The organism is Leptotrichia sp. oral taxon 847 (genome assembly GCF_001553645.1).
GTDB lineage: Bacteria > Fusobacteriota > Fusobacteriia > Fusobacteriales > Leptotrichiaceae > Leptotrichia.
Genome location: NZ_CP014231.1, coordinates 631,051 through 646,324, shown reverse-complemented (window position 1 = coordinate 646,324; position 15,274 = coordinate 631,051). Strand labels below are relative to the sequence as shown.

Sequence of the window (15,274 nt, the reverse complement as noted above, 5' to 3'; positions counted from 1 at the left end):
AAATATTGTATAATTAATGGATTAAAAATATTCAATATTTGAAAATCACATAAATAAAAATTGATCAAAAAAATTTTGTGAAAATCAAGGTTAAAAAAAAGTTAAAAATTATGGAGGTAGATTATGTACTCATTGGATAAACAGCTAGTTTTAGAAGATGGCAGTGTGTATAAAGGGTATGGAATTGGAGCAGATATAGAAATGGCGGGGGAGGTTGTATTTAATACAGCGATGACAGGGTATCAGGAAACGCTTTCAGATCCATCATATAACGGACAAATTATTACATTTACATATCCACTAATCGGAAATTATGGTATAAATAGAGATGACTATGAAACTATTAATCCTAGCATAAAGGGAATAGTTACACGTGAAATATGCAGAAAACCTTCTAATTTTAGAAAAGAATTTACTTTGGATGAAGTGCTAAAAGATTTGAATATTCCAGGAATTTCTGGGATTGATACAAGAAGTCTGACAAAAAAGATTAGAGAGCATGGAACGATAAAAGGAATTATTACAGGGATTGAAAAAGATGCACAAAAAGTTGCAGAAAGTTTGAGAAAAAATAACTTGCCAACTAATCAAATTGAACAAGTGTCAACAAAAAAAGCATTTTTGTCTTCAGGACTTGGAAAAAGAGTTGTGCTGATTGATTTGGGGATGAAATCTGGAATTATGAGAGAGCTTAATTTAAGAGGCTGCGACATTATCGTTATGCCACACGATGCGAGCGCAAAAGAGATTTTAAGACAAAAACCAGATGGAATAATGTTAAGTAATGGACCTGGGGATCCTGTGGATGTACCAGAAACAATTAGTACAATAAAAGGGTTAATAGGAAAAGTGCCAATCTTTGGAATTTGTATGGGACATCAGCTAATTTCACTTGCTTGTGGGGCAAAGACATATAAGTTGAAGTTTGGACATAGAGGAGCTAATCAGCCTGTAAAAAATTTACTTACTGGAAAAGTTGACATTACAGCGCAGAATCACGGTTATGCAGTTGATATTGACTCGCTTAAGGATACAGATTTGGAGCTTACTCACGTTGCGGTAAATGACGGGACTTGTGAAGGTGTCAGACATAAGAAGTATTCGGTATTTTCAGTGCAATATCATCCAGAAGCTTCTCCTGGACCACATGATCCAAACTATTTATTTGACCAGTTTATTGAAAATATGAAAAAATATAAATATTAAATATGAAAAGGTATAATTTTTTAGAAAACATTTTTAAATAAAATATGATATATAAGAGAAACTTTTTAAATTGTAAATAAATAAAAATTGAAAATTACTATTTTATAAAGATTAGGAGTTGTTAAAAAAATGCCAAAACGAAAAGACATAGAAACAATATTAGTAATTGGTTCAGGACCAATAATAATAGGACAAGCTGCAGAATTTGATTATGCGGGGACACAAGCTTGTCTGTCACTTCGGGAAGAAGGGTACAAAGTAATACTTGTAAATTCAAATCCAGCGACTATTATGACAGATAAGGAAATTGCGGACAAAGTATTTATCGAGCCTTTAACTGTAGAATTTGTTTCAAAAATTATTAGAAAAGAAAGACCAGATGCACTGCTTCCCACACTTGGCGGTCAAGTTGGACTAAATCTTGCAGTGGAACTTCATAATTCAGGAGTTCTTTCGGAATGTGGAGTGGAACTTTTAGGGACAAAGCTTTCTTCTATTGAACAGGCTGAGGACAGGGAACTTTTTAGAGATTTGATGAATGAGTTAAATGAGCCTGTGCCAGAATCGGACATCATTCATAATCTTGAACAGGCTAGGGAATTTGTTTCAAAAATTGGGTATCCAGTAATTGTCAGACCTGCTTTTACAATGGGTGGAACAGGTGGAGGAATCTGTCATAATGATGCTGAACTTGAGGATATTGTAAATAATGGTCTTCGATATTCACCAGTAACCCAGTGTCTTTTGGAGAAATCTATTGCGGGGTACAAGGAAATTGAGTATGAAGTTATGCGAGACAGCAATGATACAGCAATTGTAGTCTGCAACATGGAAAATATTGATCCGGTTGGTATTCATACAGGGGATTCAATAGTTGTGGCACCATCGCAGACATTGACAGATAGAGAATATCATATGTTAAGAGATGTTTCATTAAAAATAATAAGAGCATTAAAAATTGAAGGTGGATGTAATGTGCAGTTGGCACTTGATCCAAATTCATTTAAATACTATATAATCGAAGTAAATCCGAGAGTTTCCCGTTCATCAGCTCTAGCTTCCAAAGCTACAGGTTATCCAATCGCAAAAATTGCAGCAAAAATTGCAGTTGGACTTACGCTTGATGAAATTATAAATCCTGTTACAAAAAATTCTTACGCTTGTTTTGAGCCATCACTAGATTATGTTGTAAGTAAAATACCAAGATTTCCATTTGATAAATTTGAGAAAGCGGATAGGCACTTGGGGACTCAAATGAAAGCAACTGGAGAAGTTATGGCAATTGGGAGAACTTACGAAGAAAGTTTATTAAAAGCAATTCGTTCGCTTGAATATGGAGTTCATCATCTAGGACTTCCAAACGGAGATGAATTTCAGTTGGAATATATTTTGCGAAGAATTCAAAAAGCTGGAGATGAAAGACTATTTTTCATTGGAGAAGCGCTAAGACGGGGAGTTACACCTGGTAATATTCACGAAATGACAAAAATAGATATGTTTTTCCTTGACAAAATGAAAAATATTATTGATATTGAAGTAGAATTAAAAGCGAATGTGGGAAATCCTGATGTACTTTTATTTGCCAAAAAATTTGGATTTTCGGACAAGGTTATTGCACATCGTTGGAATACGACTGAAGAAGAAGTTTATAAACTTCGTGAAGAATACAATATTAAGCCAGTTTTTAAAATGGTAGATACTTGTGCTGCAGAATTTAAGTCAGAAACACCTTATTTTTATTCAAGCTACGAAGATGAAAATGAAAGTATTATTGGAGATAAGAAAAAAATTGTTGTATTGGGATCAGGTCCAATAAGAATTGGACAAGGAGTGGAATTTGACTATGCGACAGTTCACGCTGTGAAGGCAATAAAAGAAATTGGATACGAAGCAATTATTATAAATAACAACCCTGAAACTGTTTCGACTGACTTTTCAATTTCGGATAAACTTTATTTTGAGCCGCTTACAGAAGAAGATGTTATGGCAATTATTGAATTAGAACAGCCTGAAGGAGTTGTAGTTCAATTTGGAGGACAGACTGCGATAAATCTTGCCGAAAAATTGGCTAAGCACGGAGTAAAAATACTTGGAACTGCACTTGAAGAAATTGATAACGCTGAAAATAGAGATAAATTTGAAGCATTACTTCATAAATTAAACATTCCACAACCGCTTGGAAAAACCGCGTTTGATACAGAAACAGCTGTAAAAAATGCTGCGGAAATTGGTTATCCTGTGTTAGTAAGACCGTCTTATGTACTTGGAGGTCGTGCGATGGAAATTGTTTACAGGGAAGAAGAGTTAAGACATTATATGGAAAATGCTGTAAAAGTGTCGCCTGATCATCCAGTTTTGACAGATAGATATTTAGTTGGAAAAGAAATCGAAGTGGATGCGATTTGTGATGGAGAAACTGTTGTAATTCCTGGAATAATGGAGCATATTGAAAGAGCAGGAGTTCACTCGGGGGATTCGATTGCCGTTTATCCACCACAAAGTTTGACAAAAGAACATATTGACACATTGGTTGATTATACAATAAGACTTGCAAAAGGACTTAATATAGTAGGACTTCTTAATATTCAATATGTAATCAGTCACGGAGAAGTTTTTGTGCTGGAAGTAAATCCGAGAAGTTCGAGAACTGTGCCATTCTTGAGTAAAATTACAAAAGTTCCTATGGCGAAATTGGCTATGAAAGGGATTTTGGGAGAAACATTGGCTTCTAAGGGTTATAAAACTGGATTGATACCTACTGGAAATAAAGTCTATACAAAAGTTCCGGTATTTAGTTTCCAAAAATTAAAAGATGTGGATACAACACTCGGGCCTGAAATGAAATCAACTGGAGAAGTTATGGGAAGTGATGAAAGCCTTGAAAAATCACTTTACAAGGGATTAATTTCTGCGGGAATAAAAGTAAAGGATCAAGGAAGTGTGCTATTTACAATAAGTGGCGTGGCAAAAGAAGAAGCGTATAAACTTGCTCAAAGATTTTCAAATTTGGGATACAATTTGATGGCGACTGAAAAAACAGCTCAGTACTTTAGAGACAGAGGACTTAGAGTGGAAACTGTCGGAAAAATTAATGAAAATAAATACAAACACAATGTGCTTGACGTAATTTACAAAGGTCATGTGGATATGATTATCAATACCGCAGCTAAGAAAAAAAGTGCGACAACTGACGGATTTAAAATTAGACGAGCTGCGAGTGAACAGGAAATTGCGTGTCTAACTTCACTTGACACAGCTGATGCGCTATTAAAGGTGCTAGAATCTATTTCATTTAATGTAGCATCAATATAAAATAAATTTTTTTCAAAAATAAATAATTTGAAAAAGTTTTTAAAAATAAAAAAATTTGGAGAAAAGATGGAAAAAGACAAAGTTTCAATTATAATTCCAATGTATAATGCAGAAAAATTTATTGCAAGAGCAATAGAAAGTGTGTGCTCACAAACTTATCAAAACTGGGAGCTGCTTATAATAAATGATAAATCGAAGGACAAAAGTTTTGAAATTGCAAATGAGTTTGCAAAAAAAGATGACAGAATTGAGATTGTAGATTCAAAAGAAAATGTTGGGGTTGTGAGAGGAAGAAATCAGCTGATAGAAAAAGCAACTGGAAAATATATCGCTTTTCTTGACGCTGATGACTTTTGGCACGAAAAAAAATTGGAAAAGCAGATAAATTTTATGAAAGAAAAGGGTGCGGCTATAAGTTGCACAGAATATACGAGAGTTAGAGAAGATGAAACAAAAATAAACGAAGTTGTCATAAAAGAGAAGATTTCTTACAAAGATATGCTAAAAAATAACTATCTAGGCTGTCTTACGGTAATTTATGACACACAAAAATTGGGAAAACGATATTTTAAGCAAAGAGATAAAAATGAAGATTATGTGCTATGGCTGGAAATTGTAAAAGAAGTAAAAGTAATTTATGGACTTAAAGAAAATCTGGCATTTTACAGAGTTTTAGATAATTCTCGCTCGAGTAATAAATTTAAAACAGCAAAAGTCAGATGGGAAATCTACAGAAATGAAGAAAAATTACCATTTTTTAGTGCGATTTACTATTTCATTTACTATGCTTTTTTTGCGTTAAAAAAAAGCAAATAAATTTTTAAAAATAAAGAAGGAGGAAGAAATGGGGGAAAAATTTTTTAACAAAATTGAATTGTTTTTATTTGATATGGACGGCTTGCTGTTCGATACAGAAACAATTTATGTGGAATATGGACGTGAAGTGGCTAAAGAAAAGGGCTATACAATAACAAAGGACATTGTGGGAAAAACAACAGGTGTTACAAATGACAAAGCAAGAATGTTATTCAAGGAAGCACTAGGACAAGATTTCCCGTATGATGAAATGATGGGGACAGTTAAAAATTATATACTGGAAAAAGCTCTAAAAGGGGAAGTTCCACTAAAACTTGGTGCACTGGAATTGCTTGAATTTTTGGAGAAGAATAATAAACAGATGATTTTGGCAACTTCATCGGATTTACATATGGCAGAAGCGTTGACGGAAGGAAAGGACGTAAAAAAATATTTTTCTCATTTAATAACTGCGGAAGATGTCGTTCACGGTAAACCTGATCCGGAAGTGTTTTTAATAAGTGCAAAAAAAGCTGGAGCATCTCCTGAAAAAACAGTTGTATTTGAAGATTCGTTCAACGGAATAAGGGCAGCGCACGCAGCTGGAACATTTCCCATTATGGTGCCAGATAAATTGAAACCGACTGATGAAATTTTAAAATTGCTTTATAAAAAATTCGACAATTTATTGGAAGTGCTTGATTACTTTAAGGGAAAGCAATGAATTACTAAAAAGTAAATGGAAATTGATTAATAGAAGTTATTTTAGGAAAATTAAGATAACTTCTATTTTTTTATAAAAATTCTTTTTTTAAGAGATTCAAATTAATTGAAAAAAACTAATAAATATAGTAAAATAAATAGTAAAAAGATAAAATTTTAGTAAGGTAGATTTTTTAGGTTTTTATGGTTCAGTTTTTAAAATAAAGTAAGAAAATTCTAAAAATTTTGGAGGAAGGAAATATGGGAAATAATACTTTTGTAATAGTGGGAACGCAGTGGGGAGATGAAGGAAAAGGTAAAATAATTGATGTACTGTCTCCAAAGGCGGATTATGTAGTGAGATTTCAAGGAGGAAATAACGCAGGACATACAGTTGTTGTAAACGATGAGAAATTTATTTTGCACTTGTTACCATCTGGAATAATAAATTCGGATGGAAAATGTATAATTGGAGCTGGAGTTGTAATCGACATTGAAGTTTTATTGCAAGAAATTGAAGAATTGGAAAAAAGAGGAAGAAAATTAGATAATTTATTTATTGATGAAAGAGCTCATATAATAATGCCTTATCATATTGCAATTGACAAAGCGAAAGAAGAAGCTATGGGCGAAAATAAAATTGGGACGACTCAAAGAGGAATTGGGCCTTGCTATATTGATAAAATTGCAAGAAATGGAATCAGAATCGGAGATCTGTTGGAACCAGAAAGATTTAGAGATAAGTTAGCTTGGAATGTGGCAGAAAAAAATGATATGTTAATAAGATATGGCAAAGAAACTTTTGATTTTGAAGAGCTTTACGAAAAATTTATGAAACTTTCTGAAAAAATCAAATTTAGAATAATTGATGCGGTTGTAGAAATTAACGAAGGGATTGAAACTGGGAAAGTGGTGCTTTTTGAAGGAGCTCAAGCATTAATGCTTGACATTGACTACGGAACTTACCCTTACGTAACTTCATCATCGCCAACATCTGGTGGAGTAACAGTCGGAACAGGGGTTGCACCGACAAAAATCTCAAGAGTGCTAGGAGTTATGAAAGCTTACACAACAAGAGTTGGAGAAGGACCTTTCCCTACAGAATTGGAAAATAAAGACGGAGAAACTTTGAGAAAAGTTGGACACGAATTTGGTGCGACAACTGGGCGTCCTAGAAGATGTGGATGGCTTGATTTAGTAATCGGAAAATATGCAGTGTTAATTGATGGATTGACAGACATTGTATTGACAAAACTGGATGTATTGACAGGATTTGAAAAAATAAAAGTGGCAGTTGGTTATGAAATTGATGGAAAAGTTTGTTATTCATATCCTGGAAACTTGAGAAAATCTAAAGACTTGAAAATAATTTACGATGAATTGGACGGATGGAATGAAGATATTACGCAAATAAAAAATTACGAAGACTTGCCTGAAAATTGTAAAAAATATATTGAATATATTGAAAAGAAATTAAAATGTCGTGTTTCAATGATTTCGGTAGGGCCTGAAAGAACTCAAAATATTTATAGATATGATTTGGGAGAGTTTGTGAAGTAGAAATTTTTGAATTAATTGAAATCTATAAAAATATAAGAGAATAAAAGATATTTTTTGAAATTAACTTTAAAGAAAGGAATGAGAAATGAAAAAAGTTTTAATTTCAATCGTATTTTTAATTTCAATAAATGTATTTGCAGATATTAATAGTGAAATAAAAAATTTGAAGCAACTTAAAGTAGATAATGAATTTATTGAAGGATATAAAAAGGCAGTAAATGAATTTTCTTCTACGAAAAAATTATCTGACAAATATATGGCAGAATATCTTAATATCGGTATGATTTATTTAAAAAATTCAAAATATGATGAAGCAATAGAGCTGTATAATAGAATTTTAAAAAGTAATTTAAAAAATGTAAGTACTAATTATTGGGCTTATTATGGAATTTCATCTGCGTATTTTTACAAAAAGGATTTTAAAAATTCATTTGAGTATGGGAAAAAAGCAATAGAAATGGATATTAAGCAGAAAAAAGAATTAACGTTCATTCCAAAAGATGAAATGGAAGATTATAGAAGAAGAAATTTAGCAGAAAGAACTTTTTTATCAGGGTACTCACAAGAAAAATACGAAGAAATATTAAATATATTTTTAGAAACAATCAAAGACGAAAATTATAAGAATGTCATTTCAAAAGATGAGGTAATAATAAAAACGTTAGTGAGTGCAACGATGCAAATCAGGAAAAAAGATGAAAAACTTTCTGATAAGTATTTGAAAGAATTAGAAAAGTTAAAAATTTTTAAAGTTATCAAGGTTGATTAAAAAAGTAAAATTTGTGTATATGAAGGAGAATTATGAATAAAATGGTAATTATATTATTTGGGATTTTGAGTATTTTATCATATTCTTCTGAATTTCAAATAATAACATGTTGTGAAAATTGTTATCATAAAAACTCAAAAATAAAAAATAAAAATTATGATTGGGATAAATTAGGGACTGAATTTAATTGGAATTTAGGTTCAGAGTATAAATTTATAGAGAAAGGTAAGTAAAATTAAGTAGGAGGAATTAGAAATGGCAGATATGAGTATATATTCAAATCCGTTGGCGGAGAGATATTCGAGTAAAGAAATGTTGCATATTTTTTCACCTGAGTTTAAGTTTAGAACTTGGAGAAAGTTGTGGATAAATTTGGCGGAGGCTGAGAAGGAACTTGGGCTTGATTTTATTACTGATGAACAAATTGAGGAACTTAAAAAATATAAAGATGATGTGGATTTTGAAGTTGCAGCAAAATTTGAGAAAAAGTTAAGACACGATGTGATGGCTCATGTGCATACTTATGGAGAGCAGGCTAAAAATGCGAGAAAAATTATTCACTTGGGAGCGACAAGTGCATATGTCGGGGATAATACTGATTTGATTCAAATTAAAGAAGGGCTTTTAGTCATTAGAAAAAGGATGCTTGTCTTAATTGAAAAAATGCGAGATTTTGCATTGGAATATAAAGATTTGCCAACTTTAGGATTTACACATTTTCAGGCAGCACAGCTTACGACTGTTGGGAAAAGAGCGACTTTGTGGCTTCATTCGTTGCTTCTTGATTTTGAGGAATTGGAATTTAGATTAGAGCACCTGAGATTTAGAGGAGTTAAAGGGACTACTGGGACTCAGGCTAGTTTTAAAGACTTATTTGAAGGAGATTTTGAAAAAGTAAAGCAACTAGATGAACTGGTTACGAAAAAAGCTGGATTTGATAAAAAACAAGGTGTTTCAGGGCAAACTTACGATAGAAAAGTGGATGCGCAAATCTTGAATTTGTTGTCAAATATTGCTCAATCATCACATAAATTTACAAACGATTTCAGATTGTTGCAACATTTAAAAGAATTAGAAGAACCGTTTGAAAAAAATCAAATTGGTTCAAGTGCGATGGCTTACAAGAGAAATCCGATGAGAAGCGAAAGAATTTCGTCACTTGCCAAATATGTAATTTCAAGCTCACAAACAGGGGCGCTAGTTTTTGCAACACAATGGTTTGAAAGAACGCTAGACGATTCAGCAAGTAAAAGACTTTCAATTCCACAGGCATTTTTAGCAGTGGATGCAATTTTAATTATTTGGCTTAACATTATGGATGGAGTTGTTGTTTATCCAAAAGTAATTGAAACAAACATCCAAAAGGAATTACCATTTATGGCAACTGAAAACATCATTATGGAATCAGTAAAAAAAGGGATGGATAGACAAGAAGTTCATGAAATCATAAGAGAACTTTCGATGGAAGAAACAAAGGAAATTAAATTGAATGGGAAGCCTAACAGATTAATTGACAGAATTATAAAAGACGGTAGATTAGGTCTGAAAGCAGAAGATATGGAAGGAATCTTGGTTTCAGCTAATTATACTGGATTTGCTGGACAGCAGACCGAAGATTTTGTGAAAAATGAGATTAATCCGATTTTGGATAAGTATAAGGATGAGATTGTGGAGGATAGGGAGGAATTGAGGGTTTAATTAATGAATAGGAGTTTTTATGAATAAAAATGGAATAATTGAATTGATTAATACTATTCAAAGAATGAAGCAGGGAAAGGCTTTTAAAAATTATATAGAGTACATAGTTTTTCCCTATTATAAAAATCTTTTTCCTAATTCAAAAATTGATTTTGAATTTCCTTTGACAGTATTAGTTGGAAAGAATGGATCAGGAAAAAGTTCTACTTTACATGCTCTTTATGGTGCACCTTTGAATAAAAGTTGTTCAGATTTTTGGTTTTCGACTGAAGTAGATCCGATAAATGAAAATTCAGATAAAGAAAGAAATAGATTTTTTTATGGATATAGAGAAGATAGTAACTCAAATATAAAAGAAGTAAAAAAACAAAGAAGCAAAAGAAAAGGTTCTAAGACTAAAAAAGAAGACCCAGATTATTGGGAAACTGCAAAACCAAAAAAAACAGATGGTATGATAGGAGGGAAAAAAAGAAATTCTCCAGTAAATAAAGAAGTTGTTTATTTAGATTTTAGAGCTGAAGTTAGTGCTTTTGATAAAATTTTTCATTTTTCCAAAGAAAAATTAAACGAGAGAAAAAAATTATTAAGAGAACGCTCAAAATATCTAAAAAGATTATTTGACAATAAACCTATGAAATTTCCTGGAGTTAAAGATGAAAAAATAGGAAAGCTTGTTGAAGTGTCAGACAAATTAATAAAGCAAATTAGTTATATATTGGGTAAGGATTATGTAGATATAAAAATAGCAGAACATTCTCTTTTTAAAAATAAAGGAACATCTATTTTAGTAAAAACTAGAGTTTCATCTAATTATTCGGAAGCTAATGCAGGGAGTGGAGAAGTAGCAGTTATTCAGTTAGTAAAGAAAATAACAGAAGCTCCTGAATACAGTTTAATATTATTAGATGAGCCTGAGGTGTCAATACATCCAGGGGCTCAAGAAAAACTAAAAAAATTTTTATTAGAGAACATTAAAGAAAAAAAATTACAGGTAGTAATTTCTACTCATTCGCCTATATTTTTAAAAGATTTACCCTCATCTGCTATAAAGTTATATATAACTAATAATGATGGTAAGTTTGAAATAAAACAAAATATCAATTATGAGGAAGCTTTTTTTGATATAGAAGATAGTGTTGCACATAAAAAAATAATTTTTTGTGAAGATTATGCAACAAAATGTATGATAGAAAGTACATTACAGTTTATTAAAAAGGATGTTTTTTTAGATGTTATTTTTGTTAGTGGTGGTGAAGCTACATTGATTGCTAAATATTTACCAACTATAGTTTCTCATAAGGATTTTGAAAATAAAATATTTATGGTATTAGATGGTGATATGAAAAAAGAATTTTTATTTAATGAAAAGAAACTGACAGTTGAAAATAGTAAAAATTCTAATTATTTAAAAGAGTGTGTTAAAAAGGCTTTTGGTCAAGAAATCAATGTGTTTCCTGATAGTGGGAATAATAAAGAACAACAGAAATGTGAAATGTATATAAAATACTTAAAATACCATAACAATAGTATTTATTACTTACCTGATTTGACACCAGAATTGATGCTTTTAAAAAATGATGATATAAAAAATATTTATAAAGAAAAATTTGATAAATATCCTATAAATTTTGAATGTAATAATAATGAATCTCAAAAAGTTGCAAAAGATAATGCAAAAAAAATAATAGATGAAATTATAGAAAAAGAATACACTAGTTTGGAGTTTAAAAAAGCTGGAATCAAGAGATTATCAAATTTATGGATACAAAAAGAAAGTGAAGATATAAAAAAATTAATAGAAATCTTGAATAAAATTTTAAATTAAAAAATAAAACTTGTATGGAGATAGGATGTACTATAAATCAATAGATTTATTTGCTGGGATAGGTGGAGTGCGACTTGGATTTGAATATGCATTTAAAAAAAATATTGAAACAATATTTATTAGTGAAATAGATAAAAAAGCACAAGAAACCTATAAAGCAAATTTTACTGATAAACTAAATATAAATGGAGATATAACCAAAATAGATGAAAAAGAAATACCAAAACACGATATATTGTTAGCAGGTTTTCCTTGTCAGGCTTTTTCGCTTGCAGGATTTAAAAAAGGATTTGAAGATGCTAGGGGGACTTTATTTTTTGATGTAGTTAGAATAGCAAAATATCATAAACCTAAAGTTATATTTTGTGAGAATGTTAAGAATCTTGTAAATCATGACAATGGAAAAACTTTTAAAAAGATAACAGAAATTTTAGAAAATATGGGCTATAAAGTATATAGTGAAATTATTAATAGTAAAAATTTTGGAGTTCCACAAAACAGAGAAAGAGTATACATAGTCGCTTTTAGAAAAAATATTGATTCGTCAAATTTTATTTTTCCGAGAAAAAAAGATGACAGCAAAAAAATTATTGATATTTTAGAAAAAAAAGAAGTTTCTCCTAAGTATTATTTATCTGATGTTTATCTAGAATGCTTAAGAAAACATAAACAAAGACATAAATTAAAAGGAAATGGATTTGGATATGAAATAAGAGATAAAAATGAAATTGCTAGAACATTAGTATGTGGTGGAATAGGAAGAGAAAGAAATTTAATTGTTGATGAAAAATTAACAAACTTTAAGCCAGTAACAAATATAAAAGGAAAAATAAATAGAGAATTTATTCGAAAATTAACGCCTAGAGAATGGGCTAGATTACAAGGATTCCCAGATGATTTTAAGCTAACAGTGGCTGATACTCATCTTTATAAACAGTTAGGCAACACAGTTACAGTTACAGTTATAGAAGCAATTGCAGAAAATATAAAGAAAATACTTGATAATAATTATTAAGGAAAATAAAAATGAAAAAGAAAAAACCTCTCACAAGAAGCCAGAACATGGCAAGAATAAAATCCAAAAATACAAAACTTGAAATTTATATTCGGAAATTACTTTATAAAATGGGATATAGGTACAGAGTGAATTATTCACAGCTTCCAGGAACGCCTGATATTTTTATTTTGAAATATAATACTGCGATATTTGTGAATGGATGCTTTTGGCATAGGCATAAGGATTGTAAAATTGCTACTTTTCCTAAGACACATATGGAATTTTGGAAAGAGAAGTTTAGGAGGAATGTGGAGCGGGATGTTGAGGTTCGTGAGAAACTTTTTGAGCGGGATATTAGCGTTATTACGATTTGGGAATGTGAAGTTAACAAAATGCAACGGAATGAAGAGTATAGGGGAAAATATCTAAAAATTTTAAGGGATAGGATTGAAAGGGTTTTTAATTATGAGGAAGAGGATATTTCAGTGCAGATGGAAGTTGCAGAGAAAAGTACACCTTACAAATAATAAATTTTATAATTATTAAAAATTAAAATATAAAAATTTTTGATTTTTTTAGAAAAAATAAATTAAAGAAAGAGAGTTGATAAGAATGAAAAAAACAAAAGTATTAGTAACGTTATTGATGCTGTTACTTGTAATTTCGTGTGGAAAAAAAGGAAATGGTAAGGATAAAGGGCCTGACTTAAAAAATATTGGGGGAACAAATAAGAAAGTTAATGAAGTTGAAAAATATAATTTGTATATTGAAATTTATAATAAATTGCATAGCTTTGAAAAGACAGCTAATTCTTATTTTAAAGAAGTTGGGGCAGAAGCTCAATTTAAAAAGCCGGATGGAAGTGTAGATGCAGATTTTTACGATGTTAAGAATATTATAACAGAGTTGGAAAAAGCAATACCGGCAAAACCTAAAATGGCAGAACTTGACAAGACTTCGGAAAATTTACTTGCAGTATTTAAAGAATTGAAACCATTAGCAGATGATATGAATTCTTATTATTCTGGAAAAGACTATACAAGTGACAATTACAAGAAAGCTCAGGAATTTCATACAAAATTTTTAGAAATTCTAAAAAAATATGATGTAGCAGTTTTGGCATTTAGAACAGAAATGGATAAAAAAATAGTTGAGCAAAGGGAAAAGGAAGCTAAGCAACTGCAAAAAGAAGGAAGAGTAATTGCGTATAACAGAATGATGATTTTGAGCGTGGGAGAAGAAGTGCTAAATGAAATTAGCAGACAAAAATTAACTGGGGCAGATGTAGTTTCTGGAGATGCGGCTAAATTTAAAGCTTTACAGGAAAAATTAATTAATGTGGTAGGAGAATTTAATAAATACGCAAAAGATGAAAAACAAATGAAAAAAGAAGGTTATAAAGATTATGATTTAACTGGTTTCACAAATAAAGCTGATAATTTTAAAGCTAGTTTAGCTAATCTTGTGGAAAGAATTGAAGCAAAAAAACCAATATCTGAATTTTCATTAAGAGATCAATTCTTCTTGGAAAATGAAACAGGGTCGCCAGAAAACGTTATCAAATCATTTAACGAGCTTGTAAAAGAATACAATAGTATGAATAAGTAACATAACAATATTTGTATAAAAGCTATACTAGTTTAAAATTTAGTATAGTTTTTTATTTTAATAAAATATGTTATAATTTTAAAAATAGAAATTAAACAAAAAGGATGATAAATATGACAAAAAAATTTAACTATAACCCATTAATCGAATATACAAATTATGAAGGAAAAAAATATGTAAAACCTGAAAAGGCGGGAGATTTAAGGGAAGATATGGAGCTTTTTAGGAAAAATGGGCAAAATGCTAGAAAAGTTTTTACGGAAATTGCAAAGGCTTTAGAAGAAAAGACAGATGGATTTCATTTGCAAAAAGTTAGTAGTTGGATGAATCAGGCTCAGATTGCAAGACCTTATCTTTGGGTATTTTTGCGGCAAGATGGGGATAGTGAAAGTGAATCAGGGATCGCTTTGAGAGTTTTTAAAAATGAGAAAACTAGAAAAGTTGGGATTTCGCTTGAAGTGAGTTTTGTTGAGAGAAAAATTGGGGAAAATACGCTTGAAAATCAGAATAAAGTTTTGGAAGTGCCGATTGATAAACCGCTTTATTATTTTGTGCAATTTTCAAAAAGTAAGGAAAACTGTGCTTTGGATAGATTTGAGGGAAATGAAAGTAATAGAAAAAGATTTCTTAAAGAGTGGAAAAATGGGAAAATTAGGAAAGTTTTGGTTAAGTTTGATGTGGAAGAAATTGAAAGATTTGAGAGTTTGGATGAGCTTGTTGAGGAATTTTTGAAAGGAATTAGATTGCTTATGCCATTTTATGTTGCTACTCACTAAATAATAAAGTTGTTTAAATTTAAAGT

Annotated in this window: 13 protein-coding genes; all 13 read left to right on the top strand. The window is 30.7% G+C overall.

All coding sequences use genetic code 11. The features are described 5' to 3' along the window. Nucleotides 1-123 precede the first annotated feature (123 nt). The 13 genes from carA to AXF11_RS02845 all read left to right on the top strand — a co-directional run bounded on the left by carA (nucleotide 124) and on the right by AXF11_RS02845 (nucleotide 15,248). A complete protein-coding gene (carA, locus tag AXF11_RS02905; protein ID WP_068154778.1) occupies nucleotides 124-1,206 on the top strand; it encodes a glutamine-hydrolyzing carbamoyl-phosphate synthase small subunit in 1,083 nt (360 codons plus the stop codon). A gap of 129 nt (nucleotides 1,207-1,335) precedes the next feature. Continuing rightward, nucleotides 1,336-4,518: a carbamoyl-phosphate synthase large subunit gene (carB, locus tag AXF11_RS02900; protein WP_068154776.1), complete on the top strand. Its 3,183-nt coding sequence runs from the start codon at nucleotides 1,336-1,338 to the stop codon at nucleotides 4,516-4,518. Between the two features lie 66 nt (nucleotides 4,519-4,584). Further along, nucleotides 4,585-5,334, top strand: coding sequence for a glycosyltransferase family 2 protein (locus AXF11_RS02895; RefSeq protein WP_068154775.1), 750 nt, complete (start codon nucleotides 4,585-4,587; stop codon nucleotides 5,332-5,334). A gap of 28 nt (nucleotides 5,335-5,362) precedes the next feature. Further along, on the top strand, nucleotides 5,363-6,037 hold the full coding sequence (locus AXF11_RS02890) for an HAD family hydrolase (RefSeq protein ID WP_068154773.1): 675 nt from the start codon (nucleotides 5,363-5,365) through the stop codon (nucleotides 6,035-6,037). 239 nt (nucleotides 6,038-6,276) lie between these two features. Next, the gene (locus AXF11_RS02885; protein WP_068154771.1) at nucleotides 6,277-7,575 is read left to right on the top strand and encodes an adenylosuccinate synthase; all 1,299 of its coding nucleotides are present in this window, start codon (nucleotides 6,277-6,279) and stop codon (nucleotides 7,573-7,575) included. A gap of 85 nt (nucleotides 7,576-7,660) precedes the next feature. Further along, entirely contained in the window at nucleotides 7,661-8,344 is a 684-nt protein-coding gene (locus tag AXF11_RS02880; protein ID WP_068154770.1) for a tetratricopeptide repeat protein, read from the top strand. A gap of 32 nt (nucleotides 8,345-8,376) precedes the next feature. After that, nucleotides 8,377-8,577, top strand: a complete 201-nt coding sequence (locus AXF11_RS02875) for a hypothetical protein (protein ID WP_068154768.1) — start codon at nucleotides 8,377-8,379, stop codon at nucleotides 8,575-8,577. A 22-nt stretch (nucleotides 8,578-8,599) separates the two neighbouring features. After that, complete coding sequence (purB, locus tag AXF11_RS02870; RefSeq protein ID WP_068154765.1) at nucleotides 8,600-10,042, top strand: adenylosuccinate lyase; 1,443 nt, start codon at nucleotides 8,600-8,602, stop codon at nucleotides 10,040-10,042. 19 nt (nucleotides 10,043-10,061) lie between these two features. After that, nucleotides 10,062-11,867 (top strand): ATP-dependent nuclease, encoded by a 1,806-nt coding sequence (locus AXF11_RS02865; protein ID WP_068154763.1) that lies wholly within the window; start codon nucleotides 10,062-10,064, stop codon nucleotides 11,865-11,867. A 25-nt stretch (nucleotides 11,868-11,892) separates the two neighbouring features. After that, on the top strand, nucleotides 11,893-12,882 hold the full coding sequence (locus AXF11_RS02860; protein ID WP_068154761.1) for a DNA cytosine methyltransferase: 990 nt from the start codon (nucleotides 11,893-11,895) through the stop codon (nucleotides 12,880-12,882). 11 nt (nucleotides 12,883-12,893) lie between these two features. Then, nucleotides 12,894-13,391 carry a very short patch repair endonuclease gene (locus AXF11_RS02855; RefSeq protein WP_068154760.1) on the top strand — a complete coding sequence of 166 codons (498 nt, stop codon included), beginning with the start codon at nucleotides 12,894-12,896 and terminating at the stop codon, nucleotides 13,389-13,391. Nucleotides 13,392-13,476: 85 nt separating this feature from the next. Then, on the top strand, nucleotides 13,477-14,472 hold the full coding sequence (locus tag AXF11_RS02850) for a YiiG family protein (RefSeq protein ID WP_068154757.1): 996 nt from the start codon (nucleotides 13,477-13,479) through the stop codon (nucleotides 14,470-14,472). A gap of 113 nt (nucleotides 14,473-14,585) precedes the next feature. Further along, nucleotides 14,586-15,248, top strand: a complete 663-nt coding sequence (locus AXF11_RS02845; RefSeq protein ID WP_068154753.1) for a sakacin A production response regulator — start codon at nucleotides 14,586-14,588, stop codon at nucleotides 15,246-15,248. Nucleotides 15,249-15,274 lie beyond the last annotated feature (26 nt).

Bases quoted from the DNA above. Each gene is read 5' to 3' on its own strand.
- carA (WP_068154778.1), top strand. From the start codon at position 124: ATGTACTCATTGGATAAACAGCTAGTTTTAGAAGATGGCAGTGTGTAT.
- AXF11_RS02855 (WP_068154760.1), top strand. From the start codon at position 12,894: ATGAAAAAGAAAAAACCTCTCACAAGAAGCCAGAACATGGCAAGAATA.
- AXF11_RS02895 (WP_068154775.1), top strand. From the start codon at position 4,585: ATGGAAAAAGACAAAGTTTCAATTATAATTCCAATGTATAATGCAGAA.
- AXF11_RS02865 (WP_068154763.1), top strand. From the start codon at position 10,062: ATGAATAAAAATGGAATAATTGAATTGATTAATACTATTCAAAGAATG.
- AXF11_RS02885 (WP_068154771.1), top strand. From the start codon at position 6,277: ATGGGAAATAATACTTTTGTAATAGTGGGAACGCAGTGGGGAGATGAA.
- AXF11_RS02845 (WP_068154753.1), top strand. From the start codon at position 14,586: ATGACAAAAAAATTTAACTATAACCCATTAATCGAATATACAAATTAT.
- AXF11_RS02880 (WP_068154770.1), top strand. From the start codon at position 7,661: ATGAAAAAAGTTTTAATTTCAATCGTATTTTTAATTTCAATAAATGTA.
- purB (WP_068154765.1), top strand. From the start codon at position 8,600: ATGGCAGATATGAGTATATATTCAAATCCGTTGGCGGAGAGATATTCG.
- AXF11_RS02860 (WP_068154761.1), top strand. From the start codon at position 11,893: ATGTACTATAAATCAATAGATTTATTTGCTGGGATAGGTGGAGTGCGA.
- AXF11_RS02850 (WP_068154757.1), top strand. From the start codon at position 13,477: ATGAAAAAAACAAAAGTATTAGTAACGTTATTGATGCTGTTACTTGTA.
- carB (WP_068154776.1), top strand. From the start codon at position 1,336: ATGCCAAAACGAAAAGACATAGAAACAATATTAGTAATTGGTTCAGGA.
- AXF11_RS02875 (WP_068154768.1), top strand. From the start codon at position 8,377: ATGAATAAAATGGTAATTATATTATTTGGGATTTTGAGTATTTTATCA.
- AXF11_RS02890 (WP_068154773.1), top strand. From the start codon at position 5,363: ATGGGGGAAAAATTTTTTAACAAAATTGAATTGTTTTTATTTGATATG.